At 42.5% G+C, this 18,520-nt stretch carries 15 protein-coding genes; 10 read left to right on the top strand and 5 right to left on the bottom strand.

Annotated features, from left to right (window positions below; genetic code table 11):
* The first annotated feature begins 62 nt into the window (after positions 1-62).
* The 3 genes from J8Z25_RS00460 to nadE all read left to right on the top strand — a co-directional run bounded on the left by J8Z25_RS00460 (position 63) and on the right by nadE (position 4,976).
* Positions 63-3,428 carry an ATP-binding protein gene (locus J8Z25_RS00460; protein ID WP_250661503.1) on the top strand — a complete coding sequence of 1,122 codons (3,366 nt, stop codon included), beginning with the start codon at positions 63-65 and terminating at the stop codon, positions 3,426-3,428.
* Positions 3,429-3,445: 17 nt separating this feature from the next.
* Positions 3,446-4,072 carry a YceH family protein gene (locus J8Z25_RS00455; protein ID WP_130050061.1) on the top strand — a complete coding sequence of 209 codons (627 nt, stop codon included), beginning with the start codon at positions 3,446-3,448 and terminating at the stop codon, positions 4,070-4,072.
* 67 nt (positions 4,073-4,139) lie between these two features.
* Positions 4,140-4,976 carry an NAD(+) synthase gene (gene nadE / locus J8Z25_RS00450; RefSeq protein WP_130050062.1) on the top strand — a complete coding sequence of 279 codons (837 nt, stop codon included), beginning with the start codon at positions 4,140-4,142 and terminating at the stop codon, positions 4,974-4,976.
* On the opposite strand, the gene J8Z25_RS00445 is transcribed toward nadE, so the two are convergent.
* Positions 4,973-5,767: a sulfite exporter TauE/SafE family protein gene (locus tag J8Z25_RS00445; protein ID WP_240701295.1), complete on the bottom strand. Its 795-nt coding sequence runs from the start codon at positions 5,765-5,767 to the stop codon at positions 4,973-4,975. The two genes, nadE and J8Z25_RS00445, sit on opposite strands and share 4 nt — an antisense overlap.
* A gap of 305 nt (positions 5,768-6,072) precedes the next feature.
* Here J8Z25_RS00445 and folM point away from each other — a divergent pair, with 305 nt between their 5' ends.
* Genes folM through folX form a run of 3 tightly spaced genes read left to right on the top strand, consistent with a single transcriptional unit; the run spans position 6,073 to position 7,727 of the window.
* Positions 6,073-6,792: a dihydromonapterin reductase gene (folM, locus tag J8Z25_RS00440; RefSeq protein WP_130050063.1), complete on the top strand. Its 720-nt coding sequence runs from the start codon at positions 6,073-6,075 to the stop codon at positions 6,790-6,792.
* An 18-nt stretch (positions 6,793-6,810) separates the two neighbouring features.
* On the top strand, positions 6,811-7,365 hold the full coding sequence (folE, locus tag J8Z25_RS00435; RefSeq protein WP_063700628.1) for a GTP cyclohydrolase I FolE: 555 nt from the start codon (positions 6,811-6,813) through the stop codon (positions 7,363-7,365).
* 2 nt (positions 7,366-7,367) lie between these two features.
* Positions 7,368-7,727 carry a dihydroneopterin triphosphate 2'-epimerase gene (gene folX, locus J8Z25_RS00430; protein WP_054554637.1) on the top strand — a complete coding sequence of 120 codons (360 nt, stop codon included), beginning with the start codon at positions 7,368-7,370 and terminating at the stop codon, positions 7,725-7,727.
* On the opposite strand, the gene J8Z25_RS00425 is transcribed toward folX, so the two are convergent.
* Positions 7,724-8,158 carry a YqaA family protein gene (locus tag J8Z25_RS00425; protein ID WP_130052219.1) on the bottom strand — a complete coding sequence of 145 codons (435 nt, stop codon included), beginning with the start codon at positions 8,156-8,158 and terminating at the stop codon, positions 7,724-7,726. The two genes, folX and J8Z25_RS00425, sit on opposite strands and share 4 nt — an antisense overlap.
* 57 nt (positions 8,159-8,215) lie before the next feature.
* Positions 8,216-8,587, bottom strand: coding sequence for a DUF4870 domain-containing protein (locus J8Z25_RS00420; RefSeq protein WP_130050064.1), 372 nt, complete (start codon positions 8,585-8,587; stop codon positions 8,216-8,218).
* A gap of 205 nt (positions 8,588-8,792) precedes the next feature.
* Between J8Z25_RS00420 and J8Z25_RS00415 the strand changes: the two genes are divergently transcribed.
* The 4 genes from J8Z25_RS00415 to J8Z25_RS00400 are packed head-to-tail and all read left to right on the top strand — an operon-like array spanning position 8,793 to position 12,491.
* Positions 8,793-9,494 (top strand): spondin domain-containing protein, encoded by a 702-nt coding sequence (locus J8Z25_RS00415; RefSeq protein WP_250661502.1) that lies wholly within the window; start codon positions 8,793-8,795, stop codon positions 9,492-9,494.
* Between the two features lie 9 nt (positions 9,495-9,503).
* On the top strand, positions 9,504-10,232 hold the full coding sequence (locus tag J8Z25_RS00410; protein ID WP_130050066.1) for a spondin domain-containing protein: 729 nt from the start codon (positions 9,504-9,506) through the stop codon (positions 10,230-10,232).
* Positions 10,233-10,290: 58 nt separating this feature from the next.
* Positions 10,291-11,016 carry a response regulator transcription factor gene (locus J8Z25_RS00405; RefSeq protein WP_130050067.1) on the top strand — a complete coding sequence of 242 codons (726 nt, stop codon included), beginning with the start codon at positions 10,291-10,293 and terminating at the stop codon, positions 11,014-11,016.
* Positions 11,016-12,491 carry a sensor histidine kinase gene (locus J8Z25_RS00400; protein ID WP_130050068.1) on the top strand — a complete coding sequence of 492 codons (1,476 nt, stop codon included), beginning with the start codon at positions 11,016-11,018 and terminating at the stop codon, positions 12,489-12,491. Before J8Z25_RS00405 ends, J8Z25_RS00400 begins: the two co-directional genes overlap by 1 nt.
* A 21-nt stretch (positions 12,492-12,512) precedes the next feature.
* On the opposite strand, the gene J8Z25_RS00395 is transcribed toward J8Z25_RS00400, so the two are convergent.
* Both J8Z25_RS00395 and J8Z25_RS00390 read right to left on the bottom strand, forming a co-directional pair.
* Entirely contained in the window at positions 12,513-14,678 is a 2,166-nt protein-coding gene (locus J8Z25_RS00395; RefSeq protein ID WP_250661501.1) for a S9 family peptidase, read from the bottom strand.
* Positions 14,679-14,807: 129 nt separating this feature from the next.
* A complete protein-coding gene (locus J8Z25_RS00390) occupies positions 14,808-18,509 on the bottom strand; it encodes a S8 family serine peptidase (RefSeq protein ID WP_250661500.1) in 3,702 nt (1,233 codons plus the stop codon).
* Positions 18,510-18,520: the final 11 nt, after the last annotated feature.

The raw sequence follows: 18,520 nt of genomic DNA, 5'->3' as shown, positions 1-18,520 counted from the left end.
CATTGTTAATTACCACAGAAATTGTCTATAGTAGGTAGATAGTATAAAACCTGATATTTCTCATGCCGCTAGCGACCGAAGCAGATAATAAAAAACTACAAAAATTGAAGCTAGCCTTCTGGTTATCACTTGCCTGTATCGTGGTAATTGGTCTTTTAATCGAGCAAATTAATTACAATCGTGAAAAAGATGCTTTTCGCTCTCAAGAACTAGCGAAAATAAGCGCTTATCGCGCAGAACTCGAAGCAAAGATGGTTTCTAACATTCAACTTGTGCGCGGCCTTGCTGTTGCCGTTGCTGCCGAGCCAAATTTAGACCAAGCTCGTTTTACGCAAATAGCTAGCCCCTTATTTTCAACCTCCTCAGAGCTCAGAAACATCGGCGCAGCCCCAGATATGATTATCCAGATGACTTACCCTCTTGCGGGGAATGAGAAATCTATTGGACTAAACTTTTTAGAAGCCCCTCAGCAACGCGATGATGCAATTAGAGCACGAGATGAAAACCGTATTGTTATGGCTGGCCCATTAGAGCTGGTGCAAGGTGGCCAAGCGCTGATAGCAAGAATGCCCGTATTCACACCACCCGAGCTCACTTTTTGGGGATTACTCTCGGTGGTACTCGATATAGATAAGATCTACAGTAACTCAGGTTTAATTGCACTGAGTCAACATTATGAAGTTGCGCTGCAAGGGCGCAACGGCCGCGGTTCAAAAGGTGACTTTTTTTACGGTTCTAAAGACGTGCTCAACACCAACCCTCTGAGTTTTAGAATTAACTTTCCAGGTGGTGAGTGGCAAATGTATGTCACACCTAAATCTGGATGGCAGCCTCCAAGCTCTGCAATTTGGCCACTGAGACTAGCCATCATTTCATTCTGTATTTTGTTTGCTGGCGCTTCAGTATTCTTCTTACGTATGGTTGAACGACAGCACAAGAGCGAGCGAATGCTAGAAACCATGAGTAGCCTCGCCAAAGTCGGTGCTTGGTCATTCAACCTTGAGAAAAAAACCGTATATTGGTCTGACATGACCAAGCAAATATTTAAGCTTCCCCTAAATGTCCAGCCTGAATGGCCTACGAATTATACTCTTTTCAAAGCCGGTGAAAGTCGTGAAAAAATTCGCCGCCTTAACGAGCGCGCAATTAAGTATGGTGAAAGTTTTGAAACACAAGTAGAGATTATCACTGCTGAAGGTGATGAAGTTTGGGTACTGTTACACGGAGAAGCTGAGCATAAAAATGGCCGCTGTATAAAATTATTTGGCTCACTGCAAAATATTGATACCCGTAAGCGAGTAGAGCTCGAAAATAACAAGATCGCCTTACATAACGAGATCCTTGCATCATTAACCGTCAATGATGCTGTACTGACAGGTAACCTTAACCTTTCTAAACATGTCATTGTGCAAGCTATTTGCCATGCATTCGATATTGATCGCGCGAGTATTTGGTTATTCAGTGACGATCGTCAATCGCTCAACACCTTTGCGATTCACGACCAGAGTCAGCCTGAATTTAGTGAAGCAATATCACTACAACAAATTGAATTTCAAAATTATTTTGATGCCATTAATAATCACGCTGTGATAAATGCCAGTGATGCACAGCAACACCCACTGACTAGCGATTTACGTAGCAATTACCTAGATTGGTTTAATATACGCTCAATGCTCACCGTGATAATTCCAACAGGAAGCAAAACGATGGGGGTAGTGTGCGCTGAAAAATGCCATAACCGCAGACATTGGAGTAAAAATGAAGAGAGCTTTTTAATCGCTGTTGCTGCGTTAATTGGAAGTTTACACGCAAGTCAGCGCCGTATAGAGACTGAGCATCAGCTAGTCCAAGCAAAAGAGGCAGCTGAACAAGCAGTAAAAGCCAAAAGTGAATTTTTAGCGAGCATGAGTCATGAGATCCGCACACCCATGAATGGCGTGATTGGGATGCTCAATATCATTAAGCAAACCAAATTAGACAACCAGCAAAGCCATCATATCGATTTGGCGCAATCATCGGCTGAGTCTTTACTGCATATCATTAATGATATTCTAGACTTTTCTAAAATTGAGGCTGGTAAACTCGATATTGAAAATGTGAGCTTCAACGTATTAAAACTACTTGGCGATACGATTGAATCGTTTGCTATCAAAGCAGAGCAAAACAATACCAAGTTACTGTTAGATACTACACAACTTAATCATGGGTTTATTATTAGTGACCCGAATCGTATTAGACAAATCATCAATAATTTAGTGAGTAATGCCGTTAAATTCACCAAAGATGGTGAAATTATCGTCATCGCCAAACTCGAAACAAGCGACGAAGAGTTGTTTTTGAACTGCTCTGTTATTGATTCTGGCGTTGGGATTAAACCTGAAAAACAAGCCACCTTATTTGACTCATTCACACAAGCAGATGCATCAACCACACGTCAATACGGCGGGACAGGACTTGGGCTTGCGATTGTAAAACAGCTCTGCCAGTTAATGGAGGGGGATGTCAGTGTAATTAGCTCATATGGGGAAGGCAGCACCTTTAATTTTTCTGTAAAAGTTAAACGTGATCACACAAAACAAGCACCTGAACCTAGCCACATCTTAGATAAAAAGCATATTTTAATTGCTGATAACTGTAGGCTAAGTATCAATATCACCAAAAAACAGTTGCAGTTGTGGGGTGCTGAAGTAGAAGCATATAGCGATATGTCAAGCTTACTCAATTTTGCTTCAATGCCTGACAATAAAGGTTGTGATGCCATTTTAGTTGATTATCAGTTTTATAGCAGCGCAACAAAAGAGCACCAACAAGCGTTCTTAAAGTACTTTAATGCCACTAGCTGCAAACGAATTCTGATGGCACCAATGAACCTTACGGAAAAACAAACAAGACAAACAATAAAAGTTGAGAGTATTATCTTCAAACCATTAACACAGTCTGATTTATTTAATTCACTAGTAAATGACAAGTACATTGAACAGCAGCAAGTCAGTAAAGAAACGTTAATAACCAAGGCTGTAACCAATAACAGTAATACAGAGTCACAGGTTTTGCTCGTTGAAGATAATAAAGTGAATCAGATGGTCGCCGGCTCATTATTAAAACAAGCAGGCCTTAGTTTTGATATTGCCGAAAATGGTCTTGAAGCAATTGCAAAACTTTCAAGTCGTGAGCAAAGGCCTTATCTTTTAGTGTTAATGGATTGCCAAATGCCAGAAATGGATGGTTACCAAGCAACACGGGCCATTCGTGCTGGTAAAGCAGGTGCAGCTCATCAAGGGGTTAATATCGTCGCACTGACAGCAAATGCAATGCAAGGTGACAAAGAACGTTGTTTAAACGCTGGTATGAACGACTACGTCACCAAGCCCCTTAAATTTGACTCGCTCAATAAAAAGTTAACAGTGTGGCTAAGCACTGAAGAATAAAGAAAGAGAGTAAAACCATGCAATTATCATCAATTCAACAACGCGTTATTGGCTGTTTACTCGAAAAGCAAAGTACAACACCCGAACATTACCCATTATCTTTAAACTCACTTACTAATGCATGTAATCAAAAATCTAACCGTGAGCCAGTAATGTCTCTAACTGAAGCGCAAGTCCAAGATACCCTTGATGAACTTATTGCATCACGCTTGGTAACGGTTGATGAAGGACTGTCAGGGCGTGTAAATAAATATGCTCATCGCTTTTGTAATACCGAATTTGGCAGTTTGCAATTTAGTGAGCAGCAACGCGCCATTATTTGTTTGTTACTATTACGAGGCCCGCAAACACCGGGAGAACTAAGAACTCGCAGCAACCGACTGGCTGAGTTTAGTAATGTCAATGAAGTCGAAGCAGCATTAAATGCACTCATCGAGCAAGAATATGTTGCACGCTTAGCACGAGAGCCAGGCAAACGAGAAAGCCGTTACATGCACTTATTTGTAGACCCAGACAGCATTACTGAAGACATGGCAGCTAATGAGCCTTTTCAGGACAACAGTAGTGAAGTGCAACAATTACGAAGCGAAATCGAAGATCTTAAGCAACAAATTAACGCAATAAAAGCGCATTTAGGTCTTTAATAAAAATCACGCCCGTAACATAATGTATAAAACGCTGACAACCACAACGAAAAATAGGAGCTCTACCATGCGTGCCGACATTCTGGCGGAAATGAAAGTCCAACCAACTATTGATGTAAAAGCGGAAATTACCCGTCGCGTTAACTTTCTTAAAAGCCGACTTATTGCTGCGCACTCTCGCTCACTTGTATTAGGGATCAGTGGTGGTGTTGACTCATCAACCTGTGGCCGTTTATGCCAATTAGCTGTTGATGAACTAAACCAAGAGCACAACACCAACGAATATCAATTTATTGCAGTACGCTTACCTTATGGCGTACAAGCAGACGAAGACGAAGCGCAACTCGCGGTTGATTTTATTCAACCGAGTAAGCGTATGACGGTTAATATCAAAGCTGCTGTAGATGGCATGCATGAGCAAGCAATGGCTGCGGTTGTTGGTGGTAATGCTGAATTACCAGAGCAAGCTAAAATCGACTTTATCAAAGGTAATGTAAAAGCGCGCCAACGCATGGTTGCGCAATACGAAATTGCCGGTTTCTGTCAAGGCTTAGTGGTTGGTACCGATCACAGTGCAGAAAACATCACTGGCTTTTACACTAAATTTGGTGACGGAGCGTGTGATTTAGCACCGTTATTTGGTTTATCAAAACGCCAAGTTCGTGCGCTTGCTGAGCACTTAGGTGCGCCAGCTGTACTAGTACATAAAGCCCCAACCGCTGACTTAGAGTGTGACCGCCCAGGCCTTACCGATGAAGAAGCGCTTGGCTTAACTTACGATCAAATTGATGATTTCTTAGAAGGTAAAGATGTCAGCAATGAAGTCGAAGAAAAGCTAACAGCTATTTACTTACGTACTCAGCATAAGCGCCAAGCAATCCCAACGGTTTACGATGCGCTTTAAATAACGATCAATAATTCATAAATAGTAAACGACACTTCTAGGGCAATGAGTAGCAGTAAAAAGCTAATGAGTTGCCCACTTTTCACTCTTGCACACACATAAGCACCTAGCGGTGCGCCCAGCACCACAACAGGAATAGCAGCTAATAGATAGGCTTGAATTTGTGGGTTAATAGTCTCGAGGTAAAAATAATTCATAACACTTGCTACGACAGACGTCACAGCCATAATGATCACTGTGGTTGCCGTTGCACGTTGAATATTCGCGTTATATGCAATAACTAACAGCGCAAAAACAGCAATATCGGCGCCCGACCCAACCAATCCTGATGCAACACCACCAAGCGTAGCTATCAACGCGACTCGCGTTTTATTTACGGTGATCTTTGTCTGGCTACAAATATGCTGAGCTCGCCGATAAATACGCCACGCTAAGGTCAACGCAAAACATAATAATAGTGCGCTAAAGACCGCTTTCACCGCTAACCTTGGTAAGTGATCAGCAATGAAAAATAAACTCAATATAGCGCCGAAAATAGCCATTGGCGTCGCGATTAATACCACTTGTTTGTAATAAGGGATACGGCTAAAAATAATTGTTAAAGCAGCAGCTGTCATACCAAAGCTTTGTATAGCAAGAGAAAACACTTTCGCTGTCGCAGGTTCTATCGCTAATATTTTGGTCATTACCGGAAACGCTACCGCACCGCCTCCCAGAGCAGTGCCACCAGCGACAAATGAGCCAACCGCCATCGTTGCAGCAATACTCAATTGCGTCACAAAATTACTCACTGCATTAGCGGGGCCTTGCAAAAGCAATAAAGTACAATAAACAGCGATAATAAATAGCCATGGTACGGTTCGTAGCCAGCTAAATGATTTAATGACAGCAAGCATAATGAAAAAGAAAAGTATCAAGTATGGCTATTATGCCTGAGACTGAAAACCGGGCAACTGATCTATGATTGCCAGTATTGCGTAGAATGTTTGGCAACATGAATGCAGTAAAGGTGAAATAGTTCTGTAATTTGGTTTATAGTTGTTACAGTTAAATACATTACTTTTCAAATCAAAAATCTAAGGTTTTATATTAGTTTATGTCATCGCCCATTTTAATTACTGGCGCAGGCCAACGTATTGGACTCGCTGTGGCCGAGCACTTTTTAGCGCAAGGGCAAGAAATAATAGTAACTTACCGTACCCGTCATGAAGCGATTGATGTGCTTGCAGGTAAAGGTGCCATTTGTATCCATGCCGATTTTAATAATGACCAAGCTATCGGGCATTTTATTGAAGAATTAAAAACCCATACCAACCAACTCAAAGCAATTATCCATAATGCGTCTAGCTGGGACTGTGAAGCAAATAACCACGATTACGCAGACCTATTTGACAACATGATGCGTATTCACGCCAAAGCGCCCTATTTAATCAATTTAGCAGCCTCTGACTTGCTATTACATTATCAGCAAAACAGTGGCCAAGCCGCAGATATTATTCATTTAACCGATTATGTCGTTGAGAAAGGCAGTCCTAAACACCTAGCTTATGCTGCAAGTAAAGCGGCGCTTGATAATTTAACCAAGTCGTTTGCTGCTAAATTCGCACCTGCCATTAAAGTAAATGCAATTGCGCCTTCGTTGATCATTTTTAACGAACACGACAGCGACGAGTACAAAGCAAAAACATTAAAGAAATCGCTAATGGGCATTGAGCCCGGCTGCGCCGAGATTATTAACAGCGTAGAACTATTACTAAACAGTCACTACATCACAGGTCGTTCTATGCCTGTTGATGGTGGCAGACATTTAAAATAACGAATTACTGAGAAAGCTATGCACGATGATTTAAAAAACAGTTACCAGCAAATAATTAGCGCAGTGGGTGAAGATCCTGCTCGTGAAGGATTACTCGACACACCAAAGCGCGCTGCAAAAGCGATGGAGTATCTGACTAAAGGCTATCGTCAAACATTAGATGAAATCACCAACAATGCGGTATTTACTTCAGATGCCGATGATATGGTATTGATCCAAGACATTGAGCTTTACTCTATGTGTGAACATCACTTACTGCCGTTTGTTGGCCGCTGTCATATTGCTTATATTCCAAACGGTAAAGTACTTGGCTTGTCAAAGTTTGCTCGTATTGTTGACATGTATGCTCGTCGTTTTCAAATTCAAGAACAGCTAACCCACCAAATTGCTAAAGCGGTTGAAGAAGTGACTGGTGCGAAAGGCGTTGGCGTAATTGTTGAAGCAAAGCACATGTGTATGATGATGCGCGGTGTTGAAAAGCAAAACTCGAGTATGCGTACATCAGTTATGTTAGGTAACTTCAGAGCCGATCCAAAAACCCGTAACGAGTTCTTACAACTAGTTAGAGGGTAATGATGGCCAACGCAATTATTAATGTCACTAATCTCAGGCTACGAACCTTTATTGGTTTTAACCCTGAGGAACGTGAGAAAAAACAAGATGTAGTGATTAATTTAGAAATTCATTACCCTGCTGATCAAGCTTGTGAGACTGATGCGGTTGATAAAGCACTAAACTACAAGACCATCACCAAAGAAGTGATCAGCCTTGTCGAAGAAGGCCACTTTTTGCTGTTAGAAAAATTGGTTGCTGAAATTTTAGCAATTTGCCACCAGCATCAAAGTGTTCACTATGCCAAAGTGCGCGTCGATAAACCTCATGCGCTGCGTTTTGCTGATTCAGTATCACTGACCCTTGATTGGCAAAAAAGCTAAAATAGTTTTTCTAGCCCTACCGCAAAGGCAAGCACAGCTAAATAACGTGCGCCTTTGCCTAGGGTTACGAGAAACAAAAAGAGCGAAAACTTAACCCTAAAAATTCCGCCAACAACCGTTAAAGGGTCCCCGACAATAGGCAACCAAGCAAACAACAAACTGTAAATACCGTACTTATTGAATTGCTTTTCGGCTTTGTCTATCGACTTTTCTGAAACGGGAAACCATTTGCGGTCTTTAAATCGCATGACTTGCGTGCCCAGCCAATAATTCACGCAACTCCCAAGCACATTGCCCAGGGTTGCACTTAGCCATAACAACCAAAGTAGATAGTCACCACTGGCTATCATAGCAGTCATCACTAATTCTGAAGAGCTAGGTAATAAGGTTGCGGAAATAAACGCGCTGAGAAATAACGATAAATAGGCCATAAACATCACATAAAAAAGCTCAGCAAACGGCTGAGCTTTTAATATACCCAAACCACCTTACTTTATAAATTCTATCGCCATTGGGTATTTAACTTCTTTACCATCGTTGGCTTTAATCGCCGATACGACCACCATAATTAATGAGAATAGCGCTACCAATGGCAGCAGAATGACACCAATGACAACAAACATCAGCATGAAGCAGACAATGTAGGCGATCATCATGGTTAATTGAAAGTTTAATGACTTGCGGCCATGCTCTGCAACGAGCGGCATTTCTTCTTTTTTTACAAGCCAAACAATCAAAGGCCCAATTACCGAGCCGAACGGGAAAAGCAAGCCAGCTAAGGCACTTAAGTGACAAAACATTGCCCACATGCGCTGCTCTTTATCTGCCACAATTATTTCAACTTTTTGATTATCATCCATTTTAAATTCCTTGTTATGGGTCTGTTTATTTCTCTACTATAAACCTTAATGACCTTTTACCCTAGCTAAATTGATTAAATTTAAAGCTCTCAACCAACACAAAAGGCTGTAATCAACGTTGTGATAAAAATGTGATAACTTCGTGAAGGTTTCTGGATATTGCTATTCGATACTGATATTGAATCATCAAAAACAGGAATCTAATATGAAAGCTTTACCTTTAACTTTGTTCGCTGCATGCGCAGTAACCAGCCTTGCAAGCCACGCTGCTGAGCTTGATATAAAACTAACTAACCTCACGCAAGGTTTACACTTTACCCCTATTCTCATTACTGCTCATAACAGTGACAACAAACTTTTCAGCGTTGCAATGCCTGCTTCTACAGCCTTACAAACGATGGCTGAGGGCGGCAATCTCGAGCCGTTAATGAGTGAAGCCACAGCCGCAAACAGCGATATGGTTGCCAACCCAGCTGAAGGTTTACTGGCACCAGCAAGCTCAACGATGGCTAGCTTATCCACCACGGATGGCAATAACTACTTATCTCTAACAGCAATGCTACTGCCTACCAATGATGGCTTTGTAGGTTTAGATAGTTGGATGATCCCAGCAGAAGCTGGTACCTACACTGTTTATCTCAATGCGTATGATGCGGGTACCGAAGCCAATGATGAGCTTGTTGTTGAGGGCTCAGGCATGCCGGGCACGCCAGGCATTCCTGCTGCACCGGGTGGCAATGCGGGTATGAATGGCAGCGGCGTCACCAGTAGCGAAACAAATATGATGGTGCATATTCATCCGGGTAATTTAGGTGACGACGATTTAGAAGCGGGGATGAGCGATCTCGATAACACAGTACACAGATGGTTAAACCCAGTTGCGATGCTAACAGTTACGGTTAAATAGGAGGTTATTATGCGCTTTTCAAAAAGCTTAATTATCCTCGCATTGAGCGCCGGCCTTGCAGCCTGTGGGGATTCAGATAAATCATCAGACAACATGGATGAAGCGCTTGAAGAAATGACAATGGAAATGGGTGAGATGGCGACAAATCATCAATTTATGGTGGAGGTAGTCAACCTCACTGCTGCCCAGCCATTTTCTCCCATTGCTGTGATTGCTCACACAGAAGGCATGCTTTGGCAAATTGGCGAGCCAGCATCTGAAGCTCTTGAAATTATGGCTGAAGGCGGCGATAACAGCGAGCTACTCGCTGCAGAAATGACAATGCAAGCAGCTTCCGACGAAAGCCCATTACCACCTGGGGAGCAAGTCACATTGACCCTGACGACAGGTGAGCTTGATTCATTAAAAATCAGCTTAGCAACCATGTTGGTGAATACAAATGACGCGTTTACCGGTCTTAATGCTATAGACGTGTCTTCGTTAGCGGTTAATGAGTCACTGTCTCGCACTAGTTTTGCCTATGATGCAGGCACAGAAGCTAACTCTGAAGCACAAGGCACGATCCCTGGTCCTGCTGACTCAGGCGAAGGTTACAACGAAATGCGCGACGATACTAACCGTGTTGCAATGCACCCAGGTGTGGTTAGTCAAGATGATGGCCTTGCAAACTCAGTGCTCACTAGCCAGCATAAGTTTGATAACCCGGTTGCTCGGATCAAGATAACGCGGACGCAATAATAATCGCACTCCTTACACCGAGGTCATAAGGATGTGCCTCTGTGATTTGGAGTAAGCAATGCGCCAAGAAAAATTATTAATCGTCGAAGATGATAGAGCAATACGCCAACTTATCAGCACGCAATTACATTGCCTGAACTTACATATTGATGAAGCATCGAGCGCAGAGGCTGCAATAAAGAAGCTTGCCAGCTCGAGCTATGGCTTAGTACTGCTCGATATCAACCTACCACAAATGGATGGCTTGAGCTTATGTCGCAAAATTAAAGAGCACTACCCAAGCATTGCTGTTATTTTACTAACCGCACTCAGTAGTGACATGGACAGAGTGATTGGTCTGGAAATGGGCGCTGATGATTACATTTGCAAACCTTTTTTCGCTAGAGAGTTACAAGCACGAATAAAAACTCAATTACGGCATAGGTCGCAACTAATAGCAGCCCAATCACATCATGAAGACAGCGCTCAAGCGGCAATTCAACTTGGAGAGCTTCACATTGAATTTACCAGCCACCAAGCATTTTTAGCTGATAAGGCAATTAACTTAACCGCTACCGAATTTGATTTACTCGTTTACTTTGCCAAGCACCCAAATCATGTTTTTAGTCGCCAACAGTTACTTGACCAAGTATGGGGTTATCAACACAGCGGCTACGAGCATACAGTCAATTCTCATATAAACCGTTTACGTAGTAAATTTGAGCAGCATCACCCAGCAACCTTTATAGAAACAGTCTGGGGTGTAGGTTATAAACTAAATCCAGGTCAGTTGAGTGCAAGCTAATGAAATCAATGACGCTTTATCAAAAACTTGCTTGGTCATTGGTGCTTATTTTTAGCCTGTTATGTGCGCTGGTTTTAAATTGGAGCAAGCAATTAGAGCAAAGCTCTGTACACCATGCCCAGCAAAACTTGCACCTCCAACTAGCCGAGCATTTAGTGCACGACAATCCACTGATCAAACAAGGTGTGTATGACTATGATGCGCTAGAAAACCTATTCCACACACTAATGATACTTGGCCCAGCTTTTGAGTTTTATTTTGTAGACCCTGAAGGTCATTTACTGACTTATTCAGCCAAGCCGGGGCAAGTCGTTAGGCAACAAATAAACTTAGGCCCAATACAGAAACTAATTGAAGACCCAACTGCCACACCGATTTATGGTGACGATCCGCGCAGCAAAGATGGCGTAAAAATATTTTCAACTGCGCCGGTTCATAATCAGCAACAGCTGCAAGGCTATTTATACGTGATTATTGGCGGGCAAGATTACGATACAACCCTTAAAAACATTAAAGCCAATGATAACCTTTGGCTTGCCGCTATGTGGTTTGTAGCCGCCTTAGTTGCGCTCTTTATTGCGATGTTGCTGTTATTTCGGTTTTTCACCTTACCACTAAAAAAACTCAATAAAGAGCTTAATAAAATAGAAGCGGCTAACTACAGCCTAACCAAAATGTCATTGGATTCTAGCTACACAGCTCATGATGAAATAGGCAATTTAAGTAAAGGCGTCAACGCCATGCTGGCGCGTATTGATGAGCAGTTTCAGTCATTACAGCAAGCCGATAAACAACGCCGAGAGTTACTCACTCACTTATCACACGATTTACGTACGCCGCTATCTTCACTGCACGGCTTTCTGGAGGTGATCAATAAACCGAATAGCCACTTAAACGAGCCTGAGCAACGTCATTATCTCAACCTTGCAATGGATAATTGCCAGCAACTAAAACAGCTGATTGAGCAAATTTTTGAATTGGCTAATTTAGAATGCGGCCAAGTAAAAATACAATCCGAGACCTTTAATTTGGGCGAGTTGATTTATGATTGTGTAGCAAAGCTTGCTCTAACAGCGCAATCAGCAGGAATTTCACTCAAGGTTATTCCCGAAATTTGCGATTTTACCGTGACGGCAGACATCGCAAAATTAGAGCGGGTGCTTACAAACTTAATCGAAAATGCCATTCGGCACACACCAAATGGCGGTGAAATTGCCGTTAAGGTTAGCCAACAAAGTGATCAGTTATACGTGGCAGTGTCTGATACCGGGGTTGGTATTCATGAGGATGAACTCAATGCGATTTTCGAACCTCACTATCAGGCGCGTAATAGTATAAAACGAGGCTCAACAGGCTTAGGGCTCGCTATTTGCAAGCAACTGCTCACCCTAATGGATAGTGAAATAAACGTAAAAAGTACCTTAGGAAAAGGCAGTGAATTTCGTTTTAATTTAGCTATGCAGGCACCCGCTTAATCACGGATGCCTGTGTTGTTATTATTTTTCGATACCCGCCAAATCGAGCATAAAGGCGTAATATAAAGCAGTATCTTGCAAGCTTTTAAAGCGCCCAGAAGCACCGCCATGCCCTGCTTCCATGTCAGTTTTGAACAGCAACAGGTTATCATCGGTTTTATATTCACGTAGCTTAGCAACCCATTTTGCCGGCTCAAAATACTGCACTTGTGAGTCGTGCAAACCGGTAGTAACTAACATATTTGGGTAAGCCTGCTTCTTAACTTGGTCGTACGGCGAATATGACAGCATGTAATCATAATAGACTTTATCGTTCGGGTTACCCCACTCGTCATACTCATTCGTTGTGAGTGGTAAGCTGGCATCAAGCATAGTCGTAACTACATCAACAAAGGGTACTGCGGCAATCACCCCTTTATATAGCTCAGGCGCTTGATTAACAACAGCCCCCATTAGCAAGCCACCCGCACTGCCACCCATGGCAAAAATATTATCTTTATCAGCATACTTTTGAGCAGCTAGAGACTTAGTCACATCTATAAAATCATTAAAGGTGTTTTGTTTCTTCAGCAACTTGCCGTCTTCGTACCAAGGGCGACCCAGCATTTGCGAGCCACGAATATGCGCAATCGCAAACACAAAACCACGATCAAGCAAACTTAAGCGTGAACTTGAAAAGCTCGGATCCATGGTCGCACCATACGAACCATAACCATATTGCATAAGCGGATTAGAGCCGTCTTTTTTGAACTTGTCTTTACGATAAACAAGGCTAACAGGAACATCGACACCATCTCGGGTAGTCACATAAACTCGCTCAGAGGCATAGTTGTCAGGGTTAAAAACACCTAACACTTTACGCTGTTTAAGCAGTGTTTTTTCGCCACTTTCTAGGTTGATATCGTAGCTGCTGCCTGGCGTCGTCATACTTGAATAGTAAACACGTAAGTTAGGGTTATCTAACTCACGATTACCATAACTAAAGACCATATAAGTTGGGTCATTAAACGCAACGACTTGCTCTTGTTGGTTACGAAGGTCGCGAATAGTGATTCGGGTTTGCCCCATTTCTCGCTCTTCGTAAACTAAATGATTGTTAAATAACTCAATGCCTTCAAGTTTCACGTTATCACGACCAGCAATTATCGTTTGCCATTGTGCTTTATCATGAGCTTTATCGCGATGCACTTTCATCAGTTGGAAGTTAACAGCATTTAAATTAGTAACGATGTAATACCAATCACCTAACTTTTTGATGTCATATTCAAGCCCTGCTTCGCGTTCAATAAAACGTTTTGGCATTGCTTTGACATCATTAGCATCAATAACCGAGACACCCGAAGCACTGGTGCTGCCATGACTAATATAGATTTCTTGTTGGTCTTTACTCTTATAAATACTGGTGTAGTAACTGGTGTTTTTCTCTTCGTAAACTAGTTCGTCGTCGGCTTGCGGGGTGCCTAGCGTATGGCGATATACTTGGTAGCCTAACAGTGTTTGTAGGTCTTTTTTGATGTAGTAAAAGGTTTTGTTGTCATTTGCCCAGACTACATCACCTTCCGTGCCTTCAAGGCTTTCTGTGAGCATTTTACCTGTGGTTAAATCTTTTACTTTAATTGTGTAAATACGGCGACTCACAGTGTCTTCACCATAAGCCAGCAAATTGCCATTTGGGCTGACAGCTAAACCTGTTACGGCAAAATAGTCATGATTTTTAGCCAGCTCATTCACATTTAAGATAACCTGCTTATCCTCTCCTTGGCTATCTTTGCTGCGCACATACACTGGGTATTCGTCATCACCGCGCGTTTGTGAGAAGTAGTAATAATCGCCTTTTTTTGTCGGTACGGTATCGTCATCCTTTTCAATACGTCCTTTAAGCTCTTCGTACAAGGTGTTTTGTAGCGTTTGAGTATGTGCCAGCTTGCTTTCAACATACGCATTTTCTGCATTTAAATGGGTAATAACAGCGGCATCTTTGCGCTCATCATCACGCATCCAGTAGTAGTTATCGATACGTGTGTCACCATGAATGGTCATTTCATGAGGTATTTTTTTAGCAAGCGGAGCTACAACCTGAACTTGCTCTGTTATAACGGCTTGCTCTTTATTATCTGGGACTTTATTACACGCTGATAGAACAGCTAAAGAGAGTGCCGCAAGGCAAAGTGAATGGCCAACTTTCATGGGATTCCTGTATTAGTTTTATTATTCTGTCTCCAATATAAGTAAAAAAACGGCAACATATAAGTAGCCTTTGTGAAGCAATGTAAAAAGGGAGCCGAAGCTCCCTTTTATTGTTTACTTATCAAGTAATTACTTTTGCTTACGACGACGCATAAATGCGAACGGTGCAGCAAGTAATGTTAACCATGCTAGTGAACCTGAAGAAGATTTTTTCTTCGCTGGTTCTTCAGCTACAACATCTTCTGCCGGGTCTTGTGTCACTGCAATAGTAATAGTAACCGCTTCTGACATGTTGCCTGCAGAGTCAACCGCAGTTACTGATACTTCGATAGAGGTTGTTTGCTCATAATCGATAGCGCCAGCAACCATTAACTCACCCGCATCACTGATGCTGATGCTATCACTACCTGTCACTTCATATGTTGCGATAGGAGTCAGGTCTGCATCTGGGTCAGTCGCAGTCACAGTGCCAATTACAGTACCTTCCGCAGCGTTTTCTTGAACCGTGAATTCACCAAGCTCAGCATCGATCACAGGGTTAACTTCTTCTGGCTCGTCAGCAACGTTCATTACCTCAACAGTCACCATCGCTGGCTCAGAGATATTGCCTGCAGAATCTACTGCAACAACTTCAAGTTCAATACTCATCATGCCAGCATCGTAGTCAAGCATGTCGCTATTCATAACAACAACATCACCTGATGCAGTCACTGAAACAGCTGTAGAAGTAGAATTAACTACAATATATTCAGCGATTGGGTTAGCAAGCTCAGCACCATAAGTTGCTTCTAGTGAACCAATCACAGTATCTACCGCTGTGTTTTCGTCTACAGAGAATGACGCGTCAGCAAGAACTGGAGCAACGTCAGCATCTTCGCTTGGTGTTGCTGCGAACGCTTTTGAACCTGAGTCAGATAAGATCATGAAGTCTGCACCAGCATTCAATAATGTTGCAGAAGCACCAGGCTCTAATGAGCTAACGACTTCACCAGCTTCATCAACAAGTGCTGCATATACGTCACTTGATGCATCAGTAAATGTATATGTACCCATTGCAACATCACCTTCACCTGATGCAATTGGCGTCCACGTTTCTTCTTCTGTACGGAAACGTACATTTGCAGTCGCTTTACCAATATCATCAGCAGTAAGGCCAAATGCGCCTAGACAGCTTTGCATTGTAAGGTGATTGTTACCAATAATTTGATAAACATTGTTGAGGTTACCCGAAGAGCTGCCATAGCCGTGAGTAAAGGTAATCGCAGTACCCGGCTCTACATCATAGAACCACTCTAGTTTACCATTTTGCACTGTAACATCGTATGTACCATCTTGGTCAATATCGAAGTCAGCCATGAAACCACCCACGTAAGAGTGTGTAATACCTTCATTCATAACCATCGTGGTTAATGTAACATAGCCGCTATCACAGATATCTGTTGGTACTGCAAATGTTTCAATAGATGCACCCACTAAATCAAAACGTTGGTCTTCATCTACATCATCAGTCATTACAGTAGGAGCAAACACTGGTTCAAGTGCTACCGCACCTGTATTTGTTATCTGATGAGCAACACCATTGTCTGTCAATACAGGCATGAAGCTCATCGCAGCATTTGCTTTTGGTAATACATGGTAAACAAGGTGGAATGCTTCATCGCTACCATCAGAGAAGATTAGCGCACCATCAAGCTCTAGTTTGGTTAAATCAGCCGTTGCATCTTGTGAGCCGATATTATCATCCGTTAATGTCCATTCTGGTAACGTTGCCGGATCAATTGTTGCTGTCACATCAAATGACATAGTTTGACCCGCAGGAACAGTGATTGAATCTGGGTAATCAAGTGAGAATGAACCACGCTCAACGTCATCTGCATAACGTTGTTCAAGAGAAAGTGTGTAAACTTTGTCTTCATTAGAGAAGTTCTTAACTTGAACAGTTTTCGTTAGCTCAACAGTTTCTGATGCACTTACTAAACCAAACGAAAGTGCCGCTTGCTTAGTATCAGCTGCCCACGCAGCTACAGGTAAATTTGCAGCTTTGTTTACATCAACAAGACCCGCACCGATATAACTAATTGGCGCAAGTTCTGCATCCGGGTTAATTGCTAACGGCTCCATAGTCACATTTAGGTTAGCAGTGTTCATTAACGTCGCTTTGATTTCAAGCGCATTACGCTCTGGTAGCGCTTCTTTTAATAAGCTCACCGCACCTGCTGTGATAGGACCAGAGAATGAAGTACCTGTTGCGCCAGTAAGGCCATCACCTAGACCAGGATGAGCAGTCATGATGTTTACGCCTGGTGCTGTAATTTCAGGTTTTAATAGACCACCCATTGAAGGGCCACGCGATGTGAAGTCTGCAATTGCACCAGATAGAACTAAACGCTCAACTGTTAGGTTGAATGTACCACCCGCTTTTAAAGCAGTACCCGCTGCAAACGTTACACCTATTGAAGGTATAGTAACAGCAGGATCTGAACCACCCATAGGTGCTGGCGTGCCATCATCAGTGTTGTTTGCAATAATAACAAACTCAGCGCCTTTAGCTTGTGCAGCTAATACCTTAACTGTAAATGCACATGCACCACGGTCGATGATAACGCCTTTACCTGTGAAATCTACGTCATCAGCAAACGCTTCACACGCTGTCTGGTTTGCATCTGGGTAAACAAGATCCAAGTTTTCATTAGTGTAGCTAAATGCAGTTTGCGGACCAAAGCTTGCAGGCTGAACAATTGCTTCTTCGCCATTAATTGTACCGCTACCAATTGACTCTTCACCGGTAGGGTGAGTCATCGCACCTACTGAAAGTGCGTTCTCAGTGGTACTTGGGCCACCAACGATGAAAGGATATGCACCGTCATTACCCGCTGAAATTACAACGTTTGTGCCAAGCTTAACAGCTTGGTTGATGAATAGACCAACAGCATCATTGGCAATATCACCGTAGTCACCACCTAAAGACATGTTAATTACATCAACACGGTCGCTAATGTCACCATTACCATCAGGGTCCATTGCGCTTTCAAGCGCGAGAAGTTGTGCAAGACCAGGACAACCACTGTTACATACAGAGTAAACGAATAGATCTACGTTTGGCGCAATACCGTTAACCGAGTGAGAAACGTGTGTACCGTGGTTAGTTGTCACATCAATTGGATCGTTGTCATAATTGATGTAGTCATAACCGCCTAATACTTTACCTTGTGGCCAATCTACAGAAGCAGGATCAGCAATTGCAGCAGCATAAGCTTCATCAGTACCCGCACCACCAAAGGCTTTATGGGTGTAATCGATACCCGTATCAAGAACAGCAACACGAACACCTTCACCTGTCGCTAATCCATTAGATACTAATGGAGTCGCTTCAATATAGTCAGCGCTGTCAGCAACATGCAATTCATAATCGTATACTGGGTAAATACCCTCTACTTGAGAGTTTGATAATAACTTAGCAACATCTTGCTTGTTACCATTAACTACGATTGAGCTTACTAGTGTTGATGTTTTTGCAACAACCTCAAGTGGTAAGTCCATGCTATTAATAGCTTGCTCTACGCTTGCTTGCGCTACTTTTGCTTGTGCTTGAACAGAGGCTACATCAACACCCATTGTTTTAGCATTAATTGATGCTGGAGCATTTAACTTAACTAGCCAACTAGTCGCTTCACTGCGTACTTTTTGTTCTTTTTTTGTTACCGCACTCGCTTTAATTAACTTTTTACCAGCAAGATTATACTTAGAAAAATCATTGGCTTGCGCACTAGCGCACATAGCACTCGTTACAGCCAAAGCAACTGCAGTTCTTTTTATTAGATTTTTAGACATGGGTTCCCCTG

This window comes from Pseudoalteromonas sp. SCSIO 43101, assembly GCF_023650775.1.
In the GTDB taxonomy this organism is placed as follows: domain Bacteria; phylum Pseudomonadota; class Gammaproteobacteria; order Enterobacterales; family Alteromonadaceae; genus Pseudoalteromonas; species Pseudoalteromonas apostichopi.
This window is presented reverse-complemented; position numbering and strand designations above follow the sequence as displayed.

What these genes read in the sequence shown, in the direction of transcription:
- folM (WP_130050063.1), top strand. Translation starts at nt 6,073, where the DNA reads ATGTCATCGCCCATTTTAATTACTGGCGCAGGCCAACGTATTGGACTC.
- folX (WP_054554637.1), top strand. Translation starts at nt 7,368, where the DNA reads ATGGCCAACGCAATTATTAATGTCACTAATCTCAGGCTACGAACCTTT.
- J8Z25_RS00405 (WP_130050067.1), top strand. Translation starts at nt 10,291, where the DNA reads ATGCGCCAAGAAAAATTATTAATCGTCGAAGATGATAGAGCAATACGC.
- J8Z25_RS00420 (WP_130050064.1), bottom strand. Translation starts at nt 8,587, where the DNA reads ATGGATGATAATCAAAAAGTTGAAATAATTGTGGCAGATAAAGAGCAG.
- J8Z25_RS00425 (WP_130052219.1), bottom strand. Translation starts at nt 8,158, where the DNA reads ATGGCCTATTTATCGTTATTTCTCAGCGCGTTTATTTCCGCAACCTTA.
- J8Z25_RS00410 (WP_130050066.1), top strand. Translation starts at nt 9,504, where the DNA reads ATGCGCTTTTCAAAAAGCTTAATTATCCTCGCATTGAGCGCCGGCCTT.
- J8Z25_RS00390 (WP_250661500.1), bottom strand. Translation starts at nt 18,509, where the DNA reads ATGTCTAAAAATCTAATAAAAAGAACTGCAGTTGCTTTGGCTGTAACG.
- folE (WP_063700628.1), top strand. Translation starts at nt 6,811, where the DNA reads ATGCACGATGATTTAAAAAACAGTTACCAGCAAATAATTAGCGCAGTG.
- J8Z25_RS00400 (WP_130050068.1), top strand. Translation starts at nt 11,016, where the DNA reads ATGAAATCAATGACGCTTTATCAAAAACTTGCTTGGTCATTGGTGCTT.
- nadE (WP_130050062.1), top strand. Translation starts at nt 4,140, where the DNA reads ATGCGTGCCGACATTCTGGCGGAAATGAAAGTCCAACCAACTATTGAT.
- J8Z25_RS00455 (WP_130050061.1), top strand. Translation starts at nt 3,446, where the DNA reads ATGCAATTATCATCAATTCAACAACGCGTTATTGGCTGTTTACTCGAA.
- J8Z25_RS00460 (WP_250661503.1), top strand. Translation starts at nt 63, where the DNA reads ATGCCGCTAGCGACCGAAGCAGATAATAAAAAACTACAAAAATTGAAG.
- J8Z25_RS00395 (WP_250661501.1), bottom strand. Translation starts at nt 14,678, where the DNA reads ATGAAAGTTGGCCATTCACTTTGCCTTGCGGCACTCTCTTTAGCTGTT.
- J8Z25_RS00415 (WP_250661502.1), top strand. Translation starts at nt 8,793, where the DNA reads ATGAAAGCTTTACCTTTAACTTTGTTCGCTGCATGCGCAGTAACCAGC.